This is a genomic window from Bradyrhizobium sp. CCBAU 45389 (assembly GCF_028128625.1).
GTDB lineage: Bacteria > Pseudomonadota > Alphaproteobacteria > Rhizobiales > Xanthobacteraceae > Bradyrhizobium > Bradyrhizobium liaoningense_B.
This window is the reverse complement of the sequence record NZ_LBIY01000095.1, coordinates 291,428-316,809: the sequence shown is the minus strand read 5'-3', so window position 1 is coordinate 316,809 and position 25,382 is coordinate 291,428. Positions and strand designations below refer to the sequence as shown.

Genomic DNA, 25,382 nt, shown 5'->3' with positions numbered 1-25,382 from the left:
CGGCGGCCGTTCTTGTTTGCAATGTTATGGAGCAGCCTCACGCGTAGTCGCTGCCGCCGTCGTCGTCGCCGAAATCGCTGTCGTCGGCCATGTCCGTATTGTCGTCGTGATCGTCGTCGTAGTTCTGGTCGTTGTTGTCACGATCGTTCGAGGCCTGGTCGACGAAGCCTTGGCGGGAGTCGCGGTTAGAGCCGATGTCGTTAAGTCCGGCATCGCGCGCAAGCGAGCCGCCGGACTGGTCACTGCCGCCCCAAGGGCTTCCACCAGAGCTGCGGTCGCCGAGCGCGTTGGTGTCGCCGAAGGCCTGCTGGTGCGAGCCGCCCATCATGCCGCGGATGCTCGAGAGCAGCAGCGAGCCGCCGACCACGCCGGCTGCGGCCGCCGCCGCCGTGCCGAGGAACGAGCCGCCGCCACCGCCGGCCGGCGGGGCGCCGTAACCTTGTCCCGGAGCCTGGCCGTAAGGCGGCTGGCCGTAGCCCGGCTGGGACTGCTGCATCGCCTGGCCGGTGTTCCAGACCGGCCGCTGCTCACGCGGCGGCACGTTCGGAACCGAGCCACGCGACGGGCTCGACCCGAACAGCGAGTCGCGCATGGTATCGAGGAAGCCGCCGGACTGGGCCGGCTCGGGCGCATGGGCCGCTTCCAGTTCCTGGATGCGGGTATTGGCGCGCTTCAGCGCTTCATCCTGTAGCAGCACGGTCTGCACCAGCGCGTAGACCGCGCTGGGCGCCTTGCGCAGGCCGTCGGAGATCGCGGCGATCGCGTCGGGATCGCGCGGGGCATTTTCCAGCTTTGAAAGCCGGTCGAAAAGGTCGTCGACGAGCTGGCGTTCCTGCGGCGTCATGATCTGTCTCCTTCGCGCAAAACCAAGCGCGCAGGAGATGTAGGGTTCCATTGTGGCCCCAACAGTGCCGGCCGGATTAAATTTCGGTATGCGACAAGCTGCCCCTTAGCTGTCCCTTGGCCGCTTTTCGCCGGTTTCATCCCAGTGTCACGTTGGTGTCCGCCAGCAGGCGCGCGAAGGCATCGCTCTTGAGATAGGCGTGCTCGCGCTCGCGGACGTCGGTCATCGGATCGTGGCTGGTGAGGATGTCGTCGACGAAGCCGGGATGGCACATCACGAGGCCGCCATCCGGCAGGCCGTCCAGAAACTGCCGCATCAGCTCGCCGAAATCGGCGGCGCGCGTGAAGTCGTAGGCACCGGCAAAGCCGGGATTGAAGCCGAGACCGGCGCCGCCGGCGCGGCGGCGGAATTGCGCGCTGAGGATGTCGAGCACCATGGCTTTGGGCGAGGCCAGCCGCTGTGCCAGTGGCAGGTTGCGGCCGCCCTGGCGCACCCACGCCTGTGGCGCAGCCTCAGCGACCGCATCGACAAAGCCGTCGCGCACCTGCGGATAGAGCTGCACATGCTGATGGCCGTCGACGAAATCAGGCGCGCGGCCGAAGGCGTCCACGAAGGCCGCGAGCTGCGCCTTCACCTCGGCGCGAAAGAATTCGCGGTCGAGCCGCCGTGCAAGGCCGGCGCGCAACAGCTTCGGAAAGGGCATGAACATGTCGCCGTCGAGGGGACGGAAATGCATGGTGAGCGGCCGGAACGGCGCCGACAGCGTGACGTGCAATCCGATCGCGCAGCGCGGGCTCGCTTTGGCCGAGGCCTGCAGCGCTTCGGCCTCGCTGCGCTCGATCGCAGCTCCCACCATCATCACCGACGTGGCGTTGAGACGCCCGCGTTCGATCAGGTCGCGGATGGCGCGGTTGACGCCCGGGCTGATGCCGTAATCGTCGGCGCAGAGCCAGATTCGCCGCGGGCTCGCGGCGCTGCTCATTCGGCCGCCGTCCTGCTCGAGGCGTCTTGGCTTGAAGCGTCCTGGGTTGAAGCGTCCTGGGCCTTGCCGGCCTCGAAATGCTTCTGGCTGTGCTCGGCGACGAAGTAGATCGGGCGCGCCTTCAGCTCGGAAAGGATCTTGCCGATATATTCGCCGACGATGCCGATCATGATGAGCTGGACGCCGCCGATGGTCATCAGGCCGACCACGAGCGAGGGATAGCCGGGCACCTGCTTGCCGGTGGTCCAGACCTCCCAGAGGATCGACAGGCCGAACAGGAAGGCGCCGCCGGCGAGCACCACGCCGAGCAGGCTGGCGAAACGCAGCGGCGCCACCGAGAACGAGGTCAGGCCCTCGATGGACAGACCGAGCAATCGCGCGGCGTTGAAGGTGGTGACGCCATGGGCGCGTGCCGCCGGTTCGTAGTCGACGCGGATCTGGCGGAAGCCGATCCAGCTGGCGAGGCCCTTGAAGAAACGGTTGCGCTCGGGCAGCTGCCTGAGCGCTGCGACCGCGCGCGGCGACAGCAGGCGGAAGTCGCCGGCGTCCTCGGGGATCTTCTGGCGCGCGCCCCAATTGATCAGCGCGTAGAAACCGTGCACGGCGAGCCGGCGCAGGAAGGGTTCGTTGTCGCGATGCGCCTTGGCGGTATAGACGACGTCATAGCCGTCATCGATCCAGTGCCGTACCAGCTGCTCGACCAGGGCCGGCGGGTGCTGGCCGTCGCCGTCCATGAACATCACGGCGCCGAGGCGGGCGTGGTCGAGGCCGGCCATCAGCGCCGCCTCCTTGCCGAAATTGCGCGACAGCGACACCACCTGGACGTCGATGGCGTCGGCCGGCAGGTTGCGTGCGATCGACAGCGTCGCGTCCGCGCTGCCGTCGTCGACATAGACGACCTCGCAACCGAGGCGGTGGCGCTCGCGCAAGGTTTTTGCGAGCTCGCAGATGCGCTGATGCAGCGCGGCGAGACCCGCCGCCTCGTTATAGACGGGGACGACAATCGACAATCCCTTCGCGGCGGAGTTCGCCGCGGTGGTCGTCAGGGCGGAAACGTCAGAGCCCAGCGTCATCGATTAGGGTTCCAAAGGCGATCAAGGTCATCTCAACAGCATATGATAGCTGCCGTTAGCTGTCGCTACGCTGAACGGACCTGGGGCTCACCGCCGCAGGAACGCCTCGAGCTTGGCGAACAGCGGGTTCTGCTGGTCGAACACGTAGTCGAGCGAGACCACCGAGACGGTCTCGGCGCCGTGCTCGCGCAGGAAGCTCGCCAGCGCATAGAGCTGCCCCGGTGGGCAGTGCAGCGTCAGCATGCCGGACGAGGTCGGCCCGCCAAATGGGGCCTCGACGCCGAACCGGCTGTGGGCTTCGCCGAGCAGGGCGGCGTCGCACTGCCGGAAGCGGGTGCGGACCTCGCGGTATTTGTTGGCGCGCGCCCTTGCTGCGATGTGATCGAGGATGACTCGCGCGGTCTCGCGCGCCTGCGGCGACCAGTCGGCTTCCCGGGAGGCGACCAGATTGGCCTGGCTGCGCAGGATCACGCCGTCGTCGAGCACGCGGAGGCCGTTGGCGGCGAGCGTCGCGCCCGTGGTGGTGATGTCGACGATCAGTTCGGCGCTGCCGGCCGCCGGCGCGCCTTCGGTTGCGCCCGCGCTCTCGACGATGCGGTAATCGGTGATGCCGTGGCTCTGGAAGAACGCGCGGGTGAGGTTGACGAACTTGGTCGCCACCCGCATGCGCATGTGATGCTGCTCGCGGAAGCCGGTGGTGACGTCGTCGAGATCGGCCATGGTGCGGACGTCGATCCAGGCCTGCGGCACCGCGACCACGACGTCGGCATAGCCGAAGCCGAGCCCCTCGATCAGGGACACGCGCTTGTCGGCATCGGCAATGTTCTCGCGCACCAGGTCTTCACCGGTGACGCCGAGATGGGCGAAGCCGCGCGACAGCTGCGATGCGATCTCGCTCGCCGAGAGATAGGCGACCTCGACATTGTCCAGCCCTGCGATGGTGCCGCGATAGTCGCGGGCGCCGCCGGCCTTCGACAGCTTGAGGCCGGCACGGGCAAAGAAGCCTTCGGCGTTTTCCTGCAGGCGGCCCTTGGAGGGAACGGCCAGAACGAATGGCGCGCTCATGACTTAAGCTCCCACCTTGCGGCCGATCCGGTTCAGCGCGTCCACCCAGACCGAGAAGCCGACCGCGGCGATCGGCTCGCTCGATCCGAGCTGGGTCATCAGCCCGTCATAGCGGCCGCCGGCGACCAGCGGCTCGGCGCCGTTGCCCCTGTGATGCAGCTCGAATTCGAAGCCGGTGTAATAGTCGAGGCCGCGCCCGAACGCGGTCGAAAAGCGCGTCTGCTTCACGTCGATGCCGCGCGCGGCCATGAAGCCGACCCGGCTCTCGAACTGGTCGATCGCAGCAGCAAGATCGAGCTTCGCGTCAGTCGTCAGCGCGCGCAGCTTGGCGATGGCATCGTCCGGATTGCCCGCGATCGACAGGAAGCGCTTGAGCACGGCGATGGCCTCGCGCGGCAGCGCGCCGCCCTTCAGCGTCGATTGCTCGAGGAAACGGTCGGCGATCTCGGCCGTGGTGCGGCCGCCGACATTGGTGGTGCCGGCGATCGACATCAGATCGGTGACGAAGGCGAGCGCCGCCTTGCGGTCGGAGCCGGCGAGGGCCGCCAGCACGCCCTCATATTCGCTGCGCGTCGCGGTGGCCGCGGCCGCCAGCCGCTCGAGATCCTGCTCGAGGCTGATCTTGCGGTTGAAATCCTTGACCAGGCGGCGGCGCCAGACCGGATAAAGGTTGAGCGCGTCGAGCAGCGCGTTGAACAGCGCGACGTCGCCGGTGCGGATCTCGACGTCGCGGACACCGAAGGCGGCCGTCGCCTCCAGGGCCAGCGCCAGCATCTCGGCGTCGGCCGCGGCGCGGTCCTGACGGCCGAACGATTCGATGCCGGCCTGCAGGAATTCGCTGGCCTGGCCGCTGCGGTAGCGGAACACCGGTCCGAGATAGCTGAACCCGGCCGGCTGGCCGGCCCGGCCCGAGGCGAGATAGTCGCGGGCGACGGGAATGGTCAGGTCCGGGCGCAGGCAGAGCTCTTCGCCGGACAGGTCGCTCGTCAGGTACAGGCTCTTGCGGATGTCCTCGCCGGACAGATCCAGGAACGGCTCGGCCGGCTGCAGGATCGCGGGCTCGGCCCTGACATAGCCGGCCTGCGCGAACGACAAGAGCAGCGTATCCGCCCAGGCGGCGGAGCCGGCAGCATTTGAGGTGGCAGTCGCAGTCATCTCAGGGTCCATCGTCCCGGCGGAACCGGGCAGGGCAAGGGGGAGGCGAATTGGCGCAGCCCTTAGCATGGCCCGACAGCGGTTTCGACCTCCAAAGGATCAATCGCTTAACAGGCGGGCAATGCGAGGGATCAGGCGGTTCCGCCGCCCCAATCGCCCAGCACCGCCTGCACCAGCGCCAGTGCAGCCACGGCGGCGGTGTCGGCCCGCATGATGCGGGGGCCGAGCGCCAGCCGCAGGATCGTGGGCTGCCGCAGCAGCAGCGCCCGTTCTTCCTCGGCAAAACCGCCTTCGGGGCCGATCAGCACGTCGATACCTTGCCCGGCCTCACGCGCGCCTTGCAGGCTCTGAACGGGGTTTTGGACCTCTGCCGCCTCATCGCAGAAGATCAGCAGCCGGTCGGCAGGGCGCTGGCTGAGGTACCGGTCCAGCGGCACCGGCTCGGCCACAGTGGCGATGCTCAGGATCCCGCATTGCTCCGCCGCCTCGACCACATTGGCGCGCATCCGCTCGGTGTTGACGCGGGAAGCCTGGGTGAACCGGGTCAGGACCGGCTGCAGGCTGGCGGCGCCCATCTCGATGGCCTTCTGGACCATATAGTCGAGCCGGGCATGCTTGAGCGGAGCGAAGACATAAGTGAGGTCGGCCAGCCGGTCCTGAGGCCGGGTCTGCTGGAGGATGACGAGGCCGTCGGGCCGCTTGCGGCCTTCGATCGCGGCCTGCCACTCGCCGTCGCGGCCGTTGAAGGCCAGGACCTCGGCCCCGGCGGCCAGCCGCAGCACATTGCCGAGATAATTGCTCTGGTCGCGGTCGAGCGGGACCCTGGCATCCTGGGCGAGGGGGGCATCGACGAACAGGCGGGGGGCGCGAAAATCGTGGGATGGCATCGTTCAAAGGTCCAATTTGGGGCCGTTCTTAACCGAAACCAGTCGTTTTGGGGGTAAATATCGCCGAATCGGTGCGTCCCCGCGCCGCGCTCTTGCCCTATTCGGCGGGTTGTTAAGCGTCGGCGGGAATCGTAAAAACACGAACACGCTGGGTGCGCTTCAATTGGGAAGACGCCGAACCCCGTAAGCTCCTGCCGGAGAGACTGCCTTGATGATCCGTCATCTGATGGTTCCGATCACTGCCGCCATGGTCACCATGGGTGCCGCGGGCGCCTATGCGCAGAGCGCCTTCCCGGCGCCGCTGCCGAACCAGGCCGCGAGCAGCTCGGCGTTTCCGCCCGTGAACGGCTCGGCGCCGACCGCCTCCGTCGGCACGGCGCCGCAATCCTCGTTTCCGGTGAACGGCGCAGCGCCGATCGGCGGCGCCGGCGCTTTCAGTGCGGCCCCGCCGACGCAGGGCCCGGGTGAGGACTGCATGAAGGCGTTCATGCCCCTGCGCGAGGAGGCCGAGAAGCGCGGCAAGGCGATCAAGGCGGCGAGCGACCGTCACGCGCCGCCGGACGAGGCCTGCAAGCTGATCCGCAATTTCAGCCAGGCCGAGTCGAAGATGATCAAGTACATCGAGGCCAATGCCTCGAAGTGCGGAATCCCGCCGCAGGTCGGCGCGCAGATGAAGGACGGCCACAAGAACACCGAGGCCATGCAGACCAAGGTCTGCAACGTCGCGCAGCAGATGCAGAACCAGCCGCGCGGTCCGGCCGGTCCGTCGCTGAGCGAGGTGCTGGGTTCGGGCTCGGCGCCCGAGGCCAATGCCGGCAAGAAGGGCGGCAGCACGTTCGATACGCTCAACGGCAACGTCCTGACCCGATGAGTGATACATCCGCCCGCGTTGCCGACTCCACCGGCAACTGGGTCGATACGCTCGCGCCGCATTGGGCGCGGCCTTACTTGCGCGTGTCGCGCTTCGATCGTCCGATCGGCTCCTGGCTGCTGCTGATGCCGTGCTGGTGGTCGGCGGCGCTCGCCGCCGGCATCGCGCATGATATCAGCCGCCTGCCGCTCACCATCGTGCTGTTCTTCATCGGCGCCTTCGTGATGCGTGGCGCGGGCTGCACCTGGAACGACATCACCGACCGCGACCTCGACGCCAAGGTCGAGCGCACCCGCTCGCGGCCGCTGCCCGCGGGGCAGATCACCGTGAAGCAGGCGCTGGCCTTCATGGTCGCGCAGGCCGTGATCGGTCTCGTCGTGCTGCTCCAGTTCAACCGTTTTGCCGTCGCGACCGGCATCGCCTCGCTCGCGGTCGTCGCCATCTATCCCTTCATGAAGCGTGTCACCTGGTGGCCGCAGGTCTTCCTCGGGCTTGCCTTCTCCTGGGGCGCGCTGATGGGCTTTGCCGTCATCCTCGGACGCATCGACCTCACCGCGCTGGTGCTCTATGCGGGGTCGATCGCCTGGGTGATCGGCTATGACACGATCTATGCGCATCAGGACGCCGAGGACGACGCGCTGATCGGCGTCAAGTCCACTGCGCGTTTGTTCGGCGCGCATACGCGTCAGGCGCTGATCCTGTTCTATGGGCTTGCGGTGGTGCTGATCGGCGTCGCGTTGGCCTCCGGCGATGTGCGCTGGCCGGCCTGGCTTGGGCTTGCGGCCTTTGCCGCGCATCTGGCGTCGCAGATCGTGCGCTTGAGGATCGCTGATGGCGCGCTCTGCCTGCGCCTGTTCAAATCGAACCGGGATGCAGGGCTGCTACTGTTTGCGGGATTGCTCGCGGACGCCGTGATGCGGGCGGCGTGACTCGTAGGGTGGGTTAGCGAAGCGTAACCCACCACTGTCTCTCTCCACGGAAACAGAAGAGGTGGGTTACGCCTACGGCTAACCCACCCTACGGCACCTTTAGTTCCTCGCGATGATCTCGCGTTCGCCCTGATGAACGGCCAGCTCGCGCACCATGCCGGTGCGGCGGCGCATCAAGAATTTCGGACGGCGGGCGCGGATCGCATTGGCGCGGCGGCGGCGGGCTGCGGGCTTGCGCGCACCTTCGTCGAGTTGCGGAAGCGCAAAAATCTCGCTCCAGATCGCCCAGGCCTCGGTGAGCTCATCGGCTTCGGCACCGACCAGCAGCGGAACGGAGAGCGAGGGGTCGCGATGGACGAGGACGAGCGCCTGCGCCTCGTCATTGCCGCGCAGCGCGACGCCGGTGAAATCGCTGACGCGGACGTTGATCGCCATCTGCATGCCGCGGACGGCACGGCGCAGCACGACACGCTCGCGATGAAGCTCGATCTGCCTGGTGTATCCGTCGGCGCGCGGATCATGCGCGTCGAAGCGGACCGGAAGGGAAAGGGGGTCGAGCCGCAAGCTGCGGCTCGACCCGGCGGGAGCGACCCCGCATGCTGATGTTTGACGCCTCACGGCTTTCGTTCTCCCCGCCAGGATTATGTTCCCGGTCGATGCGAGGACCTTAGCGCGGCCCTTTCCGAAACCGCTTAAAAAGGCTGGTTAACCCAGCGTCACCGCGGCTCATGATTGACAATACCTTGGCGCGCATGATTGACGAGACGTTGCGCCAACGAAGCGAATCTGAGCTTTTTGCGGGCTGAAAATGCTTGAAGTCCGCACCATTTGGGCACATCTGGTGGGTTCGGCCGTCCCGAGCCCCGACCTCCGCCCCAACAGGATTTCGTTTGTGAACCCTTCACCAAGCTCGACGCTTTCGCCCCAGGATTCTTCCAAGGCCAATCGCGACCTGTTCGATCAGTCCGCGCTGTCCGATCTCGCACAGCGGCTGGTGGAGGCGGCCAAACGCGCAGGCGCCGATGCGGCCGATGCGGTCGCGGTGCGCGGCATCTCGCAAGGGGTCGAGGTGCGCGACGGCCGTGTGGAGGAATCCGAGCGGTCCGAGGGTGACGATGTCGGCCTGCGCGTGCTGGTCGGCCAGCGCCAGGCGGTGGTCTCGACCAACGACGTCAGCGGCGATGCCGTGACCAAGCTTGCCGAACGCGCGGTGGCGATGGCGAAGGTTGCGCCATCAGACAAATATGTCGGCCTCGCCGATCCCGCGCTGCTGGCGCGCGACTTCCCCGATCTCGATCTGCTCGATCCCGATGTGCCCGCGACCAGCGAGCTCGAGCGCCGTGCGCTCGCCGCTGAAGCTGCCGCACTCGCAGTGAAGGGAGTCACAAAATCCGGCGGCGCCTCGGCCTCCGCCGGCATGGGCGGCATGGTGCTCGTCACCTCGACCGGCTTCCACGGCTCCTACCTGCGCTCCAGCCAGGGCATCTCGGCCACCGCGATATCAGGCGAAGGCACCGGCATGGAGCGCGACTACGATTTCACCTCCGCGCCGCACGGCGCGGATCTGCTGTCGCCGGAAACCGTCGGCCGTTCCGCCGGCGAGCGCACCGTGGCGCGCTACAATCCGCGCAAGGTCGAGACCTGCAAGGTGCCCGTGGTGTTCGACCCGCGCGTTGCCGGCTCGCTGGTCGGCCACGTCGTCGGCGCCATCAACGGCGCCTCGATCGCGCGCAAGACCAGCTTCCTCAAGGACAAGCTCGGCCAGCAGCTCTTTGCCAAGAACATCCGCATCATCGACGATCCCCTGCGCAAGCGCGGCCTGCGCTCGCAGACTTTCGATGCCGAAGGCGTCGCGGTGAAGAAAATCGCCCTCGTCGACGAAGGCGTGCTGACGACCTGGCTGCTCGACTGCGCCACCGCGCGCGAGCTTGGGCTCGCCACCACCGGCCACGCCCATCGCGGCGTCTCGTCCTCGCCCTCGCCGGGGCCGTACAATCTGCATCTCGAAGCCGGCACGCCGACGCCGGCCGAGCTGATCTCCGACATCAAGCAGGGCTTCTACGTCACCGACCTGATCGGCTCCGGCGTCAACGGTGTCACCGGCGATTACAGCCGCGGCGCCTCCGGCTTCTGGATCGAGAACGGCGAGATCACCTATCCCGTCAGCGAGGTCACGATCGCCGGCCATCTGTTCGAGATATTCAAGTCGATGCAGCCGGCGAACAATCTGGAGTTCCGGTACGGCATCAATGCGCCGACGGTGCGCATCGAGGGCTTGACGCTTGGCGGACGCTGACGCGAACTCCCTCGACGAAACCATCCTGACCCGCGATGCGGCGCTGCTCAAGGACACGGTGCGGGAGGCGGGTGCGCTCGCGCAGTCGATGTTCCGCACCGAGCTGAAGAAGTGGATCAAGGGCGTCTCCTCGCCGGTGTCGGAGGCCGACATCGCCGTCAACGACCTGCTCGAAGCGCGCCTGCGCGCCGCCACGCCGGACTACGGCTGGCTCTCCGAGGAGAGCGCCGACGACGCCACGCGGCTGTCGCGCCGGCTGACATGGGTGGTCGATCCCATCGACGGCACGCGCAACTATCTCAATGGCCATGACGAATGGTGCGTCAGCGTCGCGCTGGTCGAGGGCGCCACGCCCGTGCTCGCCGCGGTGTTCGCGCCGTCCAGCGACGAGTTCTTCTTTGCGGTCCGAGGGCAAGGCACGACACTCAACGGCAGAGCCGTGCAGGCTACTGCCGGATCCGAGCTCGACTTCTCGCGCGTGGCCGGGCCAAAACCCCTGGTCGAGCGCCTGAAGCCCTCGCTCGGCGAGATCAAGCTGCACCGGCGAATCGGCTCGCTCGCACTCCGGCTCTGCCGGGTCGCCCATGGCGCGCTGGATGCGGCTTTTGCGGGCGGCAACAGCCATGATTGGGACCTTGCGGCGGCCGATTTGATCGTGCAGGAAGCGGATGGTAGGATGAGCGACCTCTCCGGAGATCCCATCCTCTATAACCGCCGGGAAGTGGCCCACGGGGTGCTGGTGGCAGCGGGACGCGATCGTCATGCGAGCATTGTCGCGCATTTTCGAGACCGTCCCTTGCCCTGAAGCGCTTTCGCGTGCCTGTCGACCACTGCTTTGCCGGGCAGCCCGTTAGAAAGAGAACCCATGCCAGATAGTGCCCCGCAACAACTGCTTCACCTCGTCATCGGCGGAGAGCTCGTCGATCTCGAGCACAACACCTTCAAGAACCTGGACGACGTCGAGATCGTCGGCCTCTATCCGAACTATGCGACGGCGCACGCCGCCTGGCGCGCCAAGGCGCAGAGCACGGTCGACAATGCGCAGATGCGCTATTTCATCGTCCATCTCCACCGGCTGCTCGACCCCAATCAAGAACCGGCGCGTTGAAAAAACTGCTTCGCAATACGCTGCGAAGCAGCTTCGTTCAGCGTGCCGTCGGGGTCCTGGCGGCCGAATATCTGCGCCTTGTCTGGCGGACCAACAAGTTCACGTTCGATCCGCCCGACGTCTATGACATCGTCGAGCCGCAGATCCCCGCGATCTTCGCCTTCTGGCACGGCCAGCACTTCCTCACCCCCTTCATCAAGAACAAGGACTGGTACAAGGCCAGGGTCCTGATCTCGCGGCATCGCGACGGCGAGTTCAATGCCATCGCCGCCGAGCGGCTCGGCATCGGCACGATCAGAGGTTCCGGCGATCACGGCGGGGCTTTCCACCGCAAAGGTGGTGTCGGCGCCTTCAAGGAAATGGTGCGGACGCTCCAGGACGGTTGTAATGTCGCGCTGACCGCCGATGTCCCCAAGCGCTCGCGCGTGGCCGGGCTCGGCATCATCATGCTGGCACGGGAATCGGGGCGGCCGATCATGCCTTTTGCGATGGCCACGAGCCGCTTCATCCGGCTGAAGAACTGGGACCGCACCACCATCAATTTGCCATTCGGGCGAGGCGCATTGGTCGGCATCAAGGAAATCCACGTTCCCGCAGATGCCGACGCCGCCATGATGGAGACGCTGCGGCAGGAGCTGGAGGACACGCTGAACGAGGCGACCCGGCGCGCCTACGCGCAGCTCGGCCGCCCGGGACCGGAAGATGCCTAAATCGCTGCCCATTGCGCTGCCGATCACGCTGCGGATGTATCGGCGCCTGGCCTCCGGCCTGGTGCCGCTCGCGCCTGCGCTGATCAAGCGGCGGCTGAAGCAGGGCAAGGAAGACCCCGCGCGGGTCGGTGAGCGGCGCGGCCTGTCCCGCGACGTGCGGCCGCACGGCCCGCTGGTCTGGATCCACGGCGCCAGCGTCGGCGAGGTGCTGGCCGCCGCCGCCCTGATCGAGCGCCTGCGCGATCTCAATTTGCGCATCCTGCTTACGTCAGGCACGGTCACCTCGGCGGCGGTCGTCGCAAAACGCTTTCCGCCCGACGTGATCCATCAATACGTGCCGTATGATTCCCCGCGCTATGTCGCGCGCTTCCTCGACCACTGGAAGCCGTCGCTCGCGCTGTTCATCGAATCCGATTTGTGGCCGAACCTGATCCTGGCGGGCGCTGCGCGCCGGGTGCCGATGGTGCTGATCAACGGGCGGATGTCGCCGCGCTCCTTCCCGCGCTGGCGCCGGATGCACGGCACCATCTCGGCGCTGCTGTCGCGGTTCGACATTTGTCTGGCGCAGTCCAGGACCGATGCCGAGCGCTTCTCCGCGCTCGGTGGCCGCGACGTCGTCACGACGGGGAATCTCAAGCTCGACGTGCCCGCACCGCCGGCCGATCCCGCCAAGCTCGAACGGCTGATGGCGATGACGCGCGGGCGGCCGATCATCGTCGCCGCCTCGACCCATCCGGGCGAGGACGAGATGCTGGTCGCCGCGCATCGCAGCCTCGTCGGCTTCTTCCCGCAGCTTCTGACCGTGATCGTGCCCCGCCATCCCGACCGCGGCTCCTCGATCGCAGGCCTCGTCACGGCGTCGGGCCTCAAGCCTGCCCTGCGCTCGCGCGAGGAGCTGCCGACGGCCGCGACCGACATCTACGTCGCCGACACCATGGGCGAGCTCGGCCTGTTCTACCGCCTCTCGCCGATCGTGTTCATGGGCGGATCGCTGATCCGCCACGGCGGGCAGAATCCGATCGAGGCGATCAAGCTCGGGGCGGCGATCGTCCATGGCCCGCACGTCTTCAACTTCACCGACGTCTACGAGGCGCTCGATGCGAGCGGCGGCGCGCGCCAGGCCGACACGCCGGAAGCGCTGGTCAAGCAGCTCGGCCAGCTGCTGGCCGATCCCACGTTGCGTGACAAGATGCAGCAGGCAGGTGCCGGCGTCGTCGAGCAACTCGGCGGCGCGCTCAACCGCACCATGACTGCGCTCGAGCCCTATCTGCTGCAATTGCGGATCGAGATGGGAGCCGCCAATGCGTGAGCCGGCCTTCTGGTACCGGCCACGTTCCCTTCAGTCGCACGTGCTATGGCCGCTCGGTGCGCTCTACGGCGCGATCACCGAACGGCGCATGCTGCGCACGGGCTTTGACGCCGGCATCCCCGTGATCTGCGTCGGCAACTACCATGTCGGCGGCGCCGGCAAGACGCCGACCGTGCTGGCGCTGACCAAGCTTTTGCGCGAGCTCGGCGAGACGCCTGTCGTGCTCAGCCGCGGCTATGGCGGACGCCTGAAGGGCCCTGTCATGGTCGATCGGATGCGTCACACCGCAGCTGATGTCGGCGACGAGCCCTTGATGATGGCGCGCGACGTTCCTGTCGCCGTTGCGCGCGACCGCCTCGACGGCGTGGCGGTGGCGAAGTCGCAAGGCGCCACCTTGGTCCTGCTGGACGACGGCTTCCAGAACCCGCGCCTGCTGAAAGATGCTTCGCTGATCGTGATCGACAGCGAGCGCGGTCTCGGCAATGGCGAGGTGTTTCCGGCCGGCCCCCTGCGCGCGCCGCTGCAGGCGCAGCTCGCGCGCACCGACGCGCTGGTGCTGATCGGCGACGGCCGCGCCGCGAACGATGTCGCGGCCGAGCTCGCCAAGCGCAACAAGCCCGAGCTGCGCGCGCGGTTGAAGCCGGATGCGGCTTCGCTCGCGCAGCTGCTCGGCAAGCGGGTCTTCGCTTTCGCCGGCATCGGCGATCCCGCGCGCTTCTTCCGCACATTGCAGGGCAGTGGCATCGATGTCGCGCGCACGCGTCGCTTCGACGATCATCACATGTTCTCGCGCGAGGAGCTCGCCGCGCTCGCGGCGGAAGCACAGCGCGAGCAACTGACGCTGGTGACGACGGAAAAGGATCTTGCCCGCCTGCATGGCAGCGAAGGCGTGCCCGCCGGCATCGTGCCGTTCGCCGTCCAGCTCGAATTCGACGACCCGGCCAAGCTGCGGCAGTTGATCAGCGATCATCTCTACAAGGCGCGCGAGCGGCGGTTCTCCAGACGCTGATCTCGTCGGGTGGGCACGCGTCGCTTTGCCCATTCTACGGCGCTGCCTTGTTGGGTGCCGCGACCATCGGCCGTGCCATGGTCCGACGGAACGTGCTTGCCTGCAAAGCCGGTCACGATCCGTGATCGCGGTTCAGCAGTCAGTCGTGCTCACCACGCCCCAACGACCATCAATCCGATGATGGTCAGGCACGAGGCGCAGGTCACCATGACGGTATAGCATTCGGGCGTGTTCATCGCTGCCATCCAAACTGATGCCAATTGCCTGGTCACTGCGACGCGGAAGAGATTGCCGGTTTGGGTCGCTTCAATTCGGCGCGCCGCGGCCGGCCTTGCGATGTGCCGCTTTCTCGTCGTCACTTTGATCCGAAAGAAGGTAGTCCGCTTCGAGCGCTTCAAAGCGTTCAGCTGCGATCAGAAGCTGTTTGCGCATTTCGGCGAGGCGGGCGCGGCAATATTCGCGATAGAGCAAGTCCAGTATGATGGGCATGATCACCCCCATCGATTGACTTTGGAATTTACAGATATTCCACCGCGGATTTTCGAGGTGATCGTAGCCCGTCAGATGGCTCTTCGATATGAGCCCGTTCACAGACTGCGCCAATTCCAAAGCTCGACGGCCGTTTGGTTGACTTGATTGTCTGCGCGATAAAAAGAACAGGGCTAATTACCTAACACGCAGTTTAGCAGCGCTCTGTTTCAGCAAGACTTCGTCGAACAACTTAAGGACGCCGGACTGCGACGAAAAATCCAACCACAAAGCGAAATTACTAACTACGAAGCGCAAGTACTATTCGATGCAACGCGGATTGAATGACGGAAATCATTTCGGCTGTGGGGCCGCGATTCAAGTGCACGTGCACATCGTCTCCATCCCCCAGGTCGTGCGAGAAGTTGCGCGCGCGTGTTGCGCTGGCAGGATGGTTGCACTCTCCCATCCTTGCAGACATTCGTCCTGTTCACGACCTCAACTCGGAAAGCATGCCCGAGCGGTCAGCGTCACTGGAGAGAGGTTGAGAACCTGCGGAAACGTAAATGCATAATTCGCACTTACCTCGTTACCGCATGCCGAAGTGGAAAAGGTGAACGTCTCCGCAGGGAGCGTGAGGCCGTACGCCTGCTGGGCAGCATAGCTCGTGATGGCGCTGCTGCTTGGGCAGAGCGTGCTGTTGACGGTTGCGCAACGCGCCGCCATTTCGCTCCCGTGCTGGATCCCCAGCTGAGTCCAGAACAGCAGCCCGAATTCGATGATGCCAAATATGAACAGGAAGAACACCGGAGCGGTCAGCGCAAATTCCAGCGCTGACGCGCCCCGATTGTCTTGCCATGGTGCCGCGAGTTTCACTGCAGCCTCGCAGTGGACTGTACGCTATAAGTGTATGTCGCCGCCACGATCTGGTAATCGATCAGCGTAGAGTACGTCGCTCGCGCCGAGACGGTCGTGTATGTTCCAGCCTGCGCGCCGCCGGGGCAGGCGGTCCCGCAAGTGACGGCGCTCACTCCCGCGCTCGTTGGACATCCGCAAAATTGGACCGGCGCAGGTGAAGCAGTGATGTTTGTGGCGTTGGTGGCGCTTGTTACGGCGGTGGAAATGCCACTCTCGTTGAAGCCGCGCGCGATTGCGTATTGTGCGCCCGCTTGTGCTGCATTTTCGACCTGCATCTTGCGATAGAGGGCAAGCCCGATGTCCGTCACCGAAACGGCCATCAGAGCCAACACCGGGATCAGGATGCCGAATTCGGCGGCCGCGACGCCCCTCTTGTCGTGGACAGCGGCGCGGACGTGCCCCGTCAGCGAATGAAGCAGTCGACGGTGGCGCTTCGATGAGACGTTCTGACTTTGCATGGGTCCAAACCTCATTCAATGAGCTGCGCGGTTTGCGAACCTATCGTCGCGGTGCCGAGCGCGGTGCAATCGACCTGGAGATTCGACGTGCCGCTGAATGTCAGCGTGTCCGCGATGATCTTGGTGCAGGATGTGCTCGTGCCGTTGCCGCCACTGAAGCTGAGGTTCGCCTTTGGCAGGTAGATGGCGCCGCCGAAGTTCTGAGTACTGCCGCCGGTGAGATTGAAGGCAGTTCCGGCAGGCATATTGCGGTCGCCGTACATGACGATGCCTTTCGTGGAGCCGCTGGTCGGTGCAGTCAGGTTGACGGTCGCGTTGCTGCCGATTGAAGCGGTGCCCCAGTCGCTTCCCGAGCCCGTAAACACGAGGGTCACGCCGCTGCCCGTGATCGTGGCATTTCCGGCGACGCTCAAGCTCGCCCCGTCCAGATAATAGATGCCCGGACTAAGGTTCAGGGTTGCGCCGGCATTGACCGTAATGCTGCCCATGTAGCAGCCGGGGTCGAGCGAGTTTGTTTTTCCATTGGCGTTGACCGTAATCTTGGCGTTGGTGCAACTCGGCCTCGCGGGAGGAGAGACGTTGGCGTACGGATCGGCGACGGGCAGTATGTGCGTCCTGATACCGTTGGTCGCCGTGATGCTGCTCGCGCCCGAGACGTCGCCGACCACTCCGACCTGATTTGCTGCGACCGAGGCGCTGCCGGCGACGTTGAGCGAGGGGCTCGCACCCGAGTTGCTGTAAAGATTGCACTTGATAAGGTTGAGCTGGTTGCTGCCGGTGACGTTGACAGCGGGACTTGCGCTTGAGTTGAGCGCAAGTACGCAGCCTGTCCCGGAATTGGGCAGGGCGACAGAGCGGGCGGTTATCTGTACAGGATCCGAGCCGAACAAGGCCGACAGCAACCGCTGTTGCGGTTGACTCACGATGACTTCGATTGCCTGCGAATTCGATGCATGATTGCCGGTTTTCGGTGGCTGGTTCACCGTCACCGTGACGTTGTTCGCCCCGTTGGCGTAACCGTAGTTTGCCGTAACCGCTCTGGCTTCGGACAAGAAGTCGGTCCCGGCACTCGCCGCAGTCGCGGCACTCACCGCGCCAGAGTCAGCCGCGCTCTGCATATTCTTGTGCTTGTAGTACCACCATCCGACTTCGGTGCCGAGGCCCGCGGTGCCGACCAGGACCGGCATCAGCAGCGCCGAAACGATCACATAGCTGCCGGACTGATCTCGGGCAAATCGCCGAAGCAGGCTGACCGTTCGCTCCCGGCGCCGGGCATGTCCCTCTGGACACAATGTTGCATCCAACGAACGGTTGCAAAGTCTCCGGCGGTCCATGCGTTACCTGCCTGCTTGCCACTTTTTCCCAGAAAATGGTGATGCCGACCGACTTAAAGCTGGCTCAACGGGAGCGAGACAAATTTAGACATCGGCCGACATTCAGCCGACGTTCATGGCCGCGCCCCTATCGATACACCTCCGATCAGGAGAATTCGATGAAACTGCGGTCCGCAATCGTTGCCGCTGGCCTTATGTGTCTGCCGGTTTTGCCCGCCCTGGCTCAGACTTCCTCGCAGCCCTCTGCCGCCGCTCCGGCGGGCACCGTGCCCGTTCCCGCGGCCAAGCGCGTCACCTGTCTTGCCACGACGCAAAATCTCAAAGGCCAGGACAAGCGCGACCAGATGCAGCTGTGCATGGCGCAGGCGCGGGTCGATTGCCTGAAGCAGGCGATCGATCAGAAGGTGATCGGGGAGCCCAGGAAGAGTTTCATCAAGACGTGCGTAGGCGGAGATGGTCCAGAGCCGCAATAGCAGAACGATGCCACAAGCGCGGTATCGTAGGGTGGGCAAAGCGACTTGTCCGCCGAAGCTCGGAGAGCGAAGGCGGAAGCGTGCCCACGTTGGTTGTCGCGGTCTTGGAGAGATGGTGGGTACGGCGCTTTGCGCCTTTGCCCACCCTACGAGGTCTGCGAGATCACGACTGCTTCAGCGCGCCGGGGAAATGCCGCTGCAGCACCGCGGCGGGCGTGGCGTAGGCCTCCTGCAGGTCCACGCTCCAGTACTTCAGTTCGTCGAGCGGGATCCGCGTGTCGGTGATGGCGCAACGCACGAATGTCCCCGGCGAGATCACGCGGAAATCGCCGTCGAGATATTGCACCTGCGCTTCGCCATGGCCGGAAGAGCCGAACTTGTTCAGCACGGTCGAAAGTCTCCGTGGAAGGCCCGTAAGGGCACGATGTGTTGGACGGGATGTAGCATAGATAGGGTGGCTTGTCCGCCCGTTAAACCCACCGGTTTGTGATGTTTTGCCGCCGTTTACGCATGGTACTGCTTCGGGCGAAGGATCGTCCCGCCGCTCGCGGCCGGCACCTGATACGGCAGAGTCCGATGCGCCTTCGACTGATCGCCCTGTTCCTGATGCTCCTGATACCGGCTGCGCACGCGGCGCCGGCACCCGCGCCGCATCAGGTCGAGATTCCTCTGGCGTCCGGAGTGCTGCATGCGCAGCTCTACAAGCCCGAGGGAGAGGGGCCGTTTCCGACCGTGATCGCGCTGCATGGCTGCGGCGGCCTCGGCGGCCATTCCGATCCCGTGCTGCCGCGCTATCGCGACTGGGCCGAGCGCCTGCTCAAGGCGGGCAACGCCGTGCTGATGCCCGACAGCTACGGCTCGCGCGAGCTCGGTCCGCAGTGTCGCGTCAAGGAGAGTCACGTCAAGGCGCGGCGCGAGCGCGTCGCCGACATCGCGGCCTCGCGCGCCTGGCTGATGAAGCAGGCCTGGGTGGCGCGCGACCGCATCAGCCTGATGGGCTGGGCCAACGGCGCCAGCGCACTGCTCTGGGCGGTGCGTCCGCAGAGCACGGCGCGCGATCAGGGGCCGGATTTCCGCGCCGCGATTGCGTTCTATCCGGATTGCCGGATCTCGGCGGGTTTAGGATGGAGCGCGCGGGTGCCGACCCTCGTGCTGATCGGCGCCGATGACGACGTCTCCTCGCCGCCGGCCTGCCGCCAGATGGTCGACGGCGCGCGCGGCCGCAGCGCGCTCGCGCGCATCGTGGTCTACCCCGGCGCCTATCACGATTTCGATCGCGCCAACACGCCGCTGCACGCGGCCAGCGGCAGCAGCGACGCCACCGCGCCCGAGCACGGCCATCTCGGCACGGATGCCGATGCGCGCGCGGAGTCGCAGAAGGAAGTCGCGCAATGGCTGGCGCGGTGAGCGCACTGCCGTAGCCCGGATGGAGCGCAGCGAAATCCGGGACAGTCGAAGTTGCAGCTCGACCCCGGATTACGCTGCGCTCCATCCGGGCTACGGACTTTGTCCCGCCGTAGCTCGACAGAGCGAAGGCGGAAGCGGGGCCGCCCGGGGAACAACGTCTGGCGGACAGCCCCGCATCGACCACCGCCCTGCACGGAAAATGGCCGACCGTGAATCTACGGAGCGCGCATGGCCGTGGTTTCAGCCTGTGGACGTGCCATCATTCGACCACGATGTCGATTAAACGCATCTCACATGCGCAACCGCATCACGCTCTTCGCCTCCGCCCTGATCGTCTTCACTGTCGCGATCTTCCTGTACGAAGCCCACGCCGGCGCCCCACAGCTGGCGCCGGAACATTGCGGCTTCTGGACCACGATGGACGCGGGATTGTCCTGCCGCTGAGAGCCGGTGTCGGTCACCAAGCCCTCGACCGTCGTCCCGGCGAAGGCCGGGACCCATACCGCGTGATCTATCAATTGCGGACGGTCGGAGTACCGAACGACGAGTCTTCGCCAAACTCCTTCCTGTGGTTATGGGTCCCGGCCTTCGCCGGGACGACAGCGAGAATGTTGTACGCGTGTCTCCACACATTCACTGTCATCGCCCGGCTTGACCGGGCGATCCAGTACGCCGAGGCGTCTGTGATTCATCGAGAAGCGGCGGCGTACTGGATTCCCCGCTTTCGCGGGGAATGACACCGAGGGCCGAGCGCCGCCCTCCCGCCTCAGAACAAGCTGCCCTGATCCACCGGCTTGCCCACGCGCTTCGGCGCTGGCTTTGTCTCCTGCGCGGCTGGCTTCGCTTGCGCCGGCGCGCGCTTTGCCGCTGGCGCAGGGCGATCCGCATCGGCGGTCGCGCCGACACGGCCGTCGGCAAACTCGATCTCGACGCGCGCGCCGGGGCCGATCGCGTCCGCCGCATGCACGGGATGGCCGGCCTCATCGCGCACCAGGGCAAAGCCGCGCGCGAGCACGCTGCGATAGGACAGAGCGGAGAGCAGCTTGCCGCTGTTCTCGACGCGGGCCTCCAGCCGCTGCAGCAGCGTGACGAGCGCGCGGCCGGCGCGCTCGGCAAGCCGATGCGTGCGCTCGCGCTGGCGGGCAATCGCGTTGCGCTGCGCCTGCGCATTGGAAAGCTTTGAGGCGCGCAGACGCACCTCCAGCCCGGCAAAGCGGTCGCGCCGCTGTCGCAGCAGCGATCGCGCGGACAGGCCGAGCCGCTCGCCGCACACGGTGAGGCGGTGATCGGCCTGGGAGATCTGGCCGTGCAGCACCCGCAGCGTCAGCTTTGAGCTGGCCGCGGTGAACCTGCGGAAATGCGCATGCGTGTTGGCCTTGAGGCAACGCGGCAGGGCGCTGCCTGCCGAATCCAGCCGCTGCCGCGGGATCGCGAGCAGATCGCCCGCGGCCGGCAATGCGCGCGCTGCGGCGCGCAGCTCGCTGCGGCGGCTCTCCTGCGCGCGTTGCCAATAGGCGCGGGTGCGGCGCCCGAGATCGGCGACCTCGACGAACAATTCGCTGCGCACGGGGACGGCCATCTCGGCGGCCGCGGTCGGCGTCGGCGCGCGCTTGTCGGCGACGAAATCAATCAGCGTGATGTCGGTCTCGTGTCCGACCGCCGAGATCAGCGGGATCATGCTCTCGGCCGCCGCCCGCACCACGATCTCCTCGTTGAACGACCAGAGATCCTCCAGCGAGCCGCCGCCGCGCGCGACGATCAGCACGTCGGGGCGCGGAATCTTGCCACCTTCAGGCAGCGCGTTGAAGCCGCGGATCGCGGCCGCGACCTGCTCGGCCGAGCCTTCGCCCTGCACCTTGACCGGCCACACCAGCACGCGGCGGGGAAAGCGGTCCTCGAGCCGATGCAGGATGTCGCGGATGACCGCGCCGGTCGGCGAGGTCACGACGCCGATCACCTCCGGCAGCCAGGGCAGCAGCTGCTTGCGCGCCTCGTCGAACAGGCCTTCCGCCGCGAGCTTCTTCTTGCGTTCCTCCATCAGCGCCATCAGCGCGCCGATGCCGGCCGGCTCCAGCGCCTCGATCACGATCTGGTATTTCGAGGAGCCCGGATAGGTCGTGAGCTTGCCGGTGGCGATCACCTCGAGCCCCTCCTGGGGCTTGAAGCGCATGCGGCCGTGCACGCCCTTCCAGATCACGGCCTCGATCTTGGCGCTCTCGTCCTTGAGTGCGAAATAGCAATGGCCGGAGGAGTGGGCACCACGGAATCCCGATATCTCGCCGCGGACCCGGACGTGGCCATAGGTGTCCTCCACCGTCCGCTTCAGGGACTGTGAAAGCTCGGAGACGGTGAATTCGAACGCGTTGTTCAGTTGTTCCGCAGGCGGCATCGGCAAACGATTCGGCATTTTGGGGTCAGACCCGACGTTAAGGATTTTCGCCGCGCGGCGCCAATCCGGGGATTGAATGGGAGAGTACTCTGTATTATAGAGTTCTCTATCGAGGATGAATTGGGTGAGAGTTGGCCATGCCGATGCAGTTGCTGCGAGGTGCTCTGGGCTTGCTGAAATGGGGGCTGTGCGCGGTCGGCGCCGTGGCGCTCCTCCTGACCGCCCTGATCGCGCCGCCGCTCGAGCGGCCCGCCGAGATGCGCTCTGTCTCGGACTCCGCCAAAGGCATCGATTGGTCCACGCTGCCGCCGCTCGAGCGCTTCCAGGCCCGCGACGGCACCTGGCTCGGCTTCCGCCACTACGCGCCGAAGGGGGCGGCCACGGATCGCGGCGCCATCTTCATCCATGGCTCCTCGGCCTCGTCCGCTACCGTCAATCACGCGCTGACGGACGCGCTCGCCGCGCGCGGCGTCGAGACCTGGGCGCTCGACATGCGCGGTCACGGCGCCTCGGGCACCCGCGGCGACATCGGCTATGTCGGTCAACTCGAGGACGATCTCGTCGATTTCGTCGCCCACGTGCGCAAGTCCGCACCTGATTTGCCGCTGACCCTGATCGGTCATTCCGCGGGTGCCGGCTTCTCGCTGCGTGTGGCCGCGACGCCGATCATGCAGGACCTGTTCGTCCGCACCGTGCTGATCGCGCCCTATCTCGGCTACGACGCACCGACCAATAGACCGAATTCCGGTGGCTGGGCCAATCCCGACATCCCGCGCCTTCTTGGTCTCGCCGCGCTGCGCAAGCTCGGCATCGACTGTTGCTCGCAACTCCCGGTGCTGGCGTTCGCTGTGCCGCCGAATTCCGAGCGTATTCTGGTGCCGACCTATTCCGACCGCCTGATGCGCAATTTTGCCACGCGCGGCTATCGGCTCGACCTGCCGGCCGTGACGCATCCGATGACCATCTTCGGCGCCGCCGACGACGAGATGATGATCTCGGACAAATATGCCGAGGCCGTGCAGGCGGTGAAGCCGTCCGTCGACGTCAAGGTCATCGAGGGCGTCAATCACATGGGCATGGTCACCAACCCGAAAGCGATCTCCGCGATCGCCGAGGACGTCGCTACGCGCGGGGCAGGGCAGTCATGATCGACAGCAAGCAGGCCACAGATGCACTGGCTGACATCGACGATACCGTCCGCCGCGTGCGGCAATCGCTGATCTACCAGCTCTCCGGTCTCATCATGTTGATGTGGGGCGGTCTGGTTTTCGCCGGGAACGTCCTGAGCTGGCTCTGGCCGCGCTATGGCCTCTATATCTGGGTCGGCGTCTACGTCTTCGCGACTCTCGGGCTGTTCGCCCTCAGCGCCTACAATTATGCACAATCCCGCATCCGTACCTTCGATCACCGCTATCTGCTGACGTTCCTGTTCATCATTGCATTCGGCATCTTCTGCTGCGTGTTCGGCCAATTCACGCCGCGTCAGCAGACGACGTTCTGGCCGGTCTACATCATGATGTTCTACATGTTGGCAGGCGTGTGGTTCGGCACGGCCTTCATCGTGATTGGCGCCGTGATCATCGCGCTGACGCTGATCGGATATGTCTACATCCCCGGAATGCCGTTCCTGCTGTGGATGGCGGTCGTCAACGGCGGCGGGTTGTTCGTCGGCGGCCTCTGGATGCGTCGGAGCTAGAAGTGGCAGGGCTCGACGACATCATCCACCAGCCGTTGCGGCTCAAGATCATGGCGGCGCTGAACGCGCTGCCTGCGGAGGTCGGGCTGGAATTCGCCCGCCTGAAGAAGCTCACCGGCGCGACCGACGGCAATCTCGGCGCCCATATCGAGACCCTGGCCAAGGCCGGCTACGTCTCGGTCGACAAGGCCTTCGTCGGCAAGAAGCCGCAGACCACGGTCACCGCGACCGCAACCGGCCGAGGCGCCTTCGCGCGGCATGTGGCGACCTTGCAGGAGATCATCGCGGGGAAGCAGGTCTGACTTACCCTCCCCTGGAGGGGGAGGGTCGATCGCGCGCAGCGCGAGCGGGGTGGGGTGATCTCTCCCCACGGGCAGTATCGCGTGCGGAGAGACCGTCACCCCACCCCGCTACGCATTCCGCTTCGCTACATGCGTAGCGACCCTCCCCCTCCAGGGGAGGGTAAGATCGGCTGCACGCCGCGCCCCGGAATGACGGGGAATGGGAAGCCACACCCCCTTGAGACCCGGCCCGATTCGTGCGACCTCCGCCCCCAGCAAACCCCTTATTTCTGAGCCCTCGATGCACATTCTCCTGCTCGGTTCCGGCGGCCGCGAACATGCCCTCGCATGGAAGATCGCGGCCTCCCCCCTGGTCACGAAATTCTGGTGCGCGCCCGGCAATGCCGGCATCGCGCGCGAGGCCGAATGCGTGGCGCTCGATATCGCCGACCACGCCGCCGTGATCGACTTCTGCAAGAACAACGCGGTCGAGCTCGTGGTGGTCGGCCCGGAGACGCCGCTGGCGGCCGGCATCGTCGACGACCTCACCGCAGCCGGCATCAAGGCGTTCGGGCCGAGCAGGATCCCCGCCCAGCTCGAAAGCTCCAAGGGCTTCACCAAGGCGCTGTGCACCGAATTCGGCATTCCGACCGGCGCCTACAAGCGCTTCACCAACGCCAATGACGCGCGCGCCTATGTCCAGAGCCAGGGCGCGCCGATCGTCGTCAAGGCCGACGGCCTCGCCGCCGGCAAGGGCGTCGTCGTCGCCAAGACCGTGCGCGAGGCGGAAGACGCCATCGCCATGATGTTCGAGGGCGCCTTTGGCGAGGCCGGCGCCGAGGTCGTGATCGAGGAGTTTCTGCCCGGCCGCGAGATCAGCTTCTTCGCGCTATGCGACGGCGAGACCGCGATCCCGCTGGCGTCCGCGCAGGACCACAAGCGCGTGTTCGACCACGACGTCGGTCCCAACACCGGCGGCATGGGCGCCTATTCGCCGACGCCGCTGGTGACGCCCGCGATCCACGACGCGATCATGGCCAAGATCATCCTGCCGACCGTTGCCGGCATGAAGCAGCGCGGCACGCCGTTCCGCGGCATTCTCTATGCCGGCATCATGCTGACGACGCAGGGCCCAAAGCTGTTCGAGTTCAACGTTCGCTTCGGCGATCCCGAGTGCCAGGTGCTGATGCTGCGCATGATGTCGGACATCGTGCCGGCGTTCATCGCCGCCTGCGACGGGGAGCTGAAGCATTTCGATCTGCGCTGGCATCCGGAATCCGCGATCACCGTGGTGATGGCGGCCAAGGGCTATCCCGGCGACTACCAGAAGGGCACGCGGATCGAGGGGCTCGATGATGCCGCGAAGGTCGACACCGTCGAGATCTTCCACGCCGGAACTGTCGCGAAGGACGGCGCGATCCTTGCCAATGGCGGCCGCGTGCTGAACGTCTGCGCGCTGGGCAAGACCGTGACCGAGGCGCAGGCGCGCGCCTATCAGGCCGTCGACCGCATCAACTGGCCGGACGGCTTCTGCCGCCGCGACATCGGCTGGCAGGCGGTGGAAGCGGAGAAGGCCAAGGGCTGACAGCGGTTTTTCCGCTGCGCGCGCAAAAACCTTGCGCCATCGCGCCGCCACATCGACATTCCAGAAATGCGTAGTCGGCTGTTGGACTTAGCGTCCTTCGCCGAGGACGCGTGCTACTGTGCATGGGGTTGTTTT

At 66.0% G+C, this 25,382-nt stretch carries 28 protein-coding genes; 15 read left to right on the top strand and 13 right to left on the bottom strand.

The window, feature by feature from the left end; translation table 11 throughout:
* Window positions 1-37: 37 nt before the first annotated feature.
* From XH79_RS28570 to XH79_RS28545, 6 genes are all read right to left on the bottom strand, one after another.
* On the bottom strand, window positions 38-844 hold the full coding sequence (locus XH79_RS28570; protein WP_271583760.1) for a DUF2076 domain-containing protein: 807 nt from the start codon (window positions 842-844) through the stop codon (window positions 38-40).
* A gap of 136 nt (window positions 845-980) precedes the next feature.
* Window positions 981-1,826 carry a ChbG/HpnK family deacetylase gene (locus XH79_RS28565; RefSeq protein ID WP_271583759.1) on the bottom strand — a complete coding sequence of 282 codons (846 nt, stop codon included), beginning with the start codon at window positions 1,824-1,826 and terminating at the stop codon, window positions 981-983.
* Window positions 1,823-2,899, bottom strand: coding sequence for a glycosyltransferase family 2 protein (locus XH79_RS28560; RefSeq protein ID WP_212341919.1), 1,077 nt, complete (start codon window positions 2,897-2,899; stop codon window positions 1,823-1,825). The genes XH79_RS28565 and XH79_RS28560 overlap by 4 nt, the downstream gene beginning before the upstream one ends.
* An 87-nt stretch (window positions 2,900-2,986) precedes the next feature.
* Window positions 2,987-3,964, bottom strand: a complete 978-nt coding sequence (gene hisG / locus XH79_RS28555; RefSeq protein WP_212341918.1) for an ATP phosphoribosyltransferase — start codon at window positions 3,962-3,964, stop codon at window positions 2,987-2,989.
* Window positions 3,965-3,967: 3 nt separating this feature from the next.
* The gene (locus tag XH79_RS28550; RefSeq protein WP_271583758.1) at window positions 3,968-5,119 is read right to left on the bottom strand and encodes an ATP phosphoribosyltransferase regulatory subunit; all 1,152 of its coding nucleotides are present in this window, start codon (window positions 5,117-5,119) and stop codon (window positions 3,968-3,970) included.
* A 131-nt stretch (window positions 5,120-5,250) separates the two neighbouring features.
* Entirely contained in the window at window positions 5,251-6,006 is a 756-nt protein-coding gene (locus XH79_RS28545) for a 16S rRNA (uracil(1498)-N(3))-methyltransferase (RefSeq protein ID WP_271583757.1), read from the bottom strand.
* 211 nt (window positions 6,007-6,217) lie between these two features.
* Between XH79_RS28545 and XH79_RS28540 the strand changes: the two genes are divergently transcribed.
* Window positions 6,218-6,877, top strand: a complete 660-nt coding sequence (locus XH79_RS28540) for a hypothetical protein (RefSeq protein WP_212341915.1) — start codon at window positions 6,218-6,220, stop codon at window positions 6,875-6,877.
* Window positions 6,874-7,806, top strand: a complete 933-nt coding sequence (gene ubiA, locus XH79_RS28535) for a 4-hydroxybenzoate octaprenyltransferase (protein WP_271583756.1) — start codon at window positions 6,874-6,876, stop codon at window positions 7,804-7,806. The genes XH79_RS28540 and ubiA overlap by 4 nt, the downstream gene beginning before the upstream one ends.
* A 99-nt stretch (window positions 7,807-7,905) precedes the next feature.
* Here the strand turns inward: ubiA and XH79_RS28530 are convergent, their stop codons facing one another.
* Window positions 7,906-8,424, bottom strand: a complete 519-nt coding sequence (locus XH79_RS28530; protein WP_212341911.1) for a DUF6101 family protein — start codon at window positions 8,422-8,424, stop codon at window positions 7,906-7,908.
* Between the two features lie 274 nt (window positions 8,425-8,698).
* Here XH79_RS28530 and XH79_RS28525 point away from each other — a divergent pair, with 274 nt between their 5' ends.
* The 6 genes from XH79_RS28525 to lpxK are packed head-to-tail and all read left to right on the top strand — an operon-like array spanning window position 8,699 to window position 14,238.
* Window positions 8,699-10,102, top strand: a complete 1,404-nt coding sequence (locus tag XH79_RS28525) for a TldD/PmbA family protein (protein WP_271583755.1) — start codon at window positions 8,699-8,701, stop codon at window positions 10,100-10,102.
* On the top strand, window positions 10,089-10,907 hold the full coding sequence (locus XH79_RS28520; RefSeq protein WP_271583754.1) for an inositol monophosphatase family protein: 819 nt from the start codon (window positions 10,089-10,091) through the stop codon (window positions 10,905-10,907). Before XH79_RS28525 ends, XH79_RS28520 begins: the two co-directional genes overlap by 14 nt.
* A gap of 60 nt (window positions 10,908-10,967) precedes the next feature.
* Window positions 10,968-11,210 (top strand): DUF4170 domain-containing protein, encoded by a 243-nt coding sequence (locus XH79_RS28515; protein WP_018648410.1) that lies wholly within the window; start codon window positions 10,968-10,970, stop codon window positions 11,208-11,210.
* Window positions 11,207-11,920: a lysophospholipid acyltransferase family protein gene (locus tag XH79_RS28510; RefSeq protein ID WP_212341905.1), complete on the top strand. Its 714-nt coding sequence runs from the start codon at window positions 11,207-11,209 to the stop codon at window positions 11,918-11,920. The genes XH79_RS28515 and XH79_RS28510 overlap by 4 nt, the downstream gene beginning before the upstream one ends.
* Complete coding sequence (locus XH79_RS28505) at window positions 11,913-13,229, top strand: 3-deoxy-D-manno-octulosonic acid transferase (RefSeq protein ID WP_271583753.1); 1,317 nt, start codon at window positions 11,913-11,915, stop codon at window positions 13,227-13,229. The genes XH79_RS28510 and XH79_RS28505 overlap by 8 nt, the downstream gene beginning before the upstream one ends.
* Complete coding sequence (gene lpxK / locus XH79_RS28500; protein WP_271583752.1) at window positions 13,222-14,238, top strand: tetraacyldisaccharide 4'-kinase; 1,017 nt, start codon at window positions 13,222-13,224, stop codon at window positions 14,236-14,238. Before XH79_RS28505 ends, lpxK begins: the two co-directional genes overlap by 8 nt.
* A 306-nt stretch (window positions 14,239-14,544) precedes the next feature.
* Here the strand turns inward: lpxK and XH79_RS28495 are convergent, their stop codons facing one another.
* From XH79_RS28495 to XH79_RS28480, 4 genes are all read right to left on the bottom strand, one after another.
* Window positions 14,545-14,829 carry a hypothetical protein gene (locus tag XH79_RS28495; protein ID WP_271583751.1) on the bottom strand — a complete coding sequence of 95 codons (285 nt, stop codon included), beginning with the start codon at window positions 14,827-14,829 and terminating at the stop codon, window positions 14,545-14,547.
* A 375-nt stretch (window positions 14,830-15,204) separates the two neighbouring features.
* On the bottom strand, window positions 15,205-15,582 hold the full coding sequence (locus XH79_RS28490) for a TadE/TadG family type IV pilus assembly protein (protein ID WP_271583750.1): 378 nt from the start codon (window positions 15,580-15,582) through the stop codon (window positions 15,205-15,207).
* Window positions 15,579-16,082, bottom strand: a complete 504-nt coding sequence (locus XH79_RS28485; protein ID WP_271583749.1) for a TadE/TadG family type IV pilus assembly protein — start codon at window positions 16,080-16,082, stop codon at window positions 15,579-15,581. Before XH79_RS28485 ends, XH79_RS28490 begins: the two co-directional genes overlap by 4 nt.
* Window positions 16,083-16,093: 11 nt before the next feature.
* Window positions 16,094-17,416: a TadE/TadG family type IV pilus assembly protein gene (locus XH79_RS28480; protein WP_271583748.1), complete on the bottom strand. Its 1,323-nt coding sequence runs from the start codon at window positions 17,414-17,416 to the stop codon at window positions 16,094-16,096.
* A 158-nt stretch (window positions 17,417-17,574) separates the two neighbouring features.
* On the opposite strand from XH79_RS28480, the gene XH79_RS28475 reads away from it, so the two are divergent.
* Window positions 17,575-17,889, top strand: coding sequence for a hypothetical protein (locus XH79_RS28475; protein ID WP_271583747.1), 315 nt, complete (start codon window positions 17,575-17,577; stop codon window positions 17,887-17,889).
* Between the two features lie 163 nt (window positions 17,890-18,052).
* Here XH79_RS28475 and XH79_RS28470 read toward each other — a convergent pair whose 3' ends face one another.
* Window positions 18,053-18,277: a DUF2093 domain-containing protein gene (locus tag XH79_RS28470; RefSeq protein WP_183242872.1), complete on the bottom strand. Its 225-nt coding sequence runs from the start codon at window positions 18,275-18,277 to the stop codon at window positions 18,053-18,055.
* Between the two features lie 188 nt (window positions 18,278-18,465).
* Here XH79_RS28470 and XH79_RS28465 point away from each other — a divergent pair, with 188 nt between their 5' ends.
* The gene (locus tag XH79_RS28465) at window positions 18,466-19,296 is read left to right on the top strand and encodes a dienelactone hydrolase family protein (protein ID WP_271583746.1); all 831 of its coding nucleotides are present in this window, start codon (window positions 18,466-18,468) and stop codon (window positions 19,294-19,296) included.
* A gap of 294 nt (window positions 19,297-19,590) precedes the next feature.
* Complete coding sequence (locus XH79_RS28460) at window positions 19,591-19,740, top strand: hypothetical protein (RefSeq protein WP_271583745.1); 150 nt, start codon at window positions 19,591-19,593, stop codon at window positions 19,738-19,740.
* Window positions 19,741-20,062: 322 nt separating this feature from the next.
* Here the strand turns inward: XH79_RS28460 and xseA are convergent, their stop codons facing one another.
* A complete protein-coding gene (gene xseA / locus XH79_RS28455) occupies window positions 20,063-21,685 on the bottom strand; it encodes an exodeoxyribonuclease VII large subunit (protein ID WP_212342448.1) in 1,623 nt (540 codons plus the stop codon).
* Window positions 21,686-21,822: 137 nt separating this feature from the next.
* On the opposite strand from xseA, the gene XH79_RS28450 reads away from it, so the two are divergent.
* From XH79_RS28450 to purD, 4 genes are all read left to right on the top strand, one after another.
* The gene (locus tag XH79_RS28450; RefSeq protein ID WP_271583744.1) at window positions 21,823-22,833 is read left to right on the top strand and encodes an alpha/beta hydrolase; all 1,011 of its coding nucleotides are present in this window, start codon (window positions 21,823-21,825) and stop codon (window positions 22,831-22,833) included.
* On the top strand, window positions 22,830-23,381 hold the full coding sequence (locus XH79_RS28445) for a hypothetical protein (RefSeq protein WP_271583743.1): 552 nt from the start codon (window positions 22,830-22,832) through the stop codon (window positions 23,379-23,381). Before XH79_RS28450 ends, XH79_RS28445 begins: the two co-directional genes overlap by 4 nt.
* A gap of 2 nt (window positions 23,382-23,383) precedes the next feature.
* Window positions 23,384-23,683 carry a winged helix-turn-helix domain-containing protein gene (locus XH79_RS28440; protein WP_271583742.1) on the top strand — a complete coding sequence of 100 codons (300 nt, stop codon included), beginning with the start codon at window positions 23,384-23,386 and terminating at the stop codon, window positions 23,681-23,683.
* Window positions 23,684-23,963: 280 nt separating this feature from the next.
* On the top strand, window positions 23,964-25,247 hold the full coding sequence (gene purD / locus XH79_RS28435; protein ID WP_271583741.1) for a phosphoribosylamine--glycine ligase: 1,284 nt from the start codon (window positions 23,964-23,966) through the stop codon (window positions 25,245-25,247).
* Window positions 25,248-25,382: the final 135 nt, after the last annotated feature.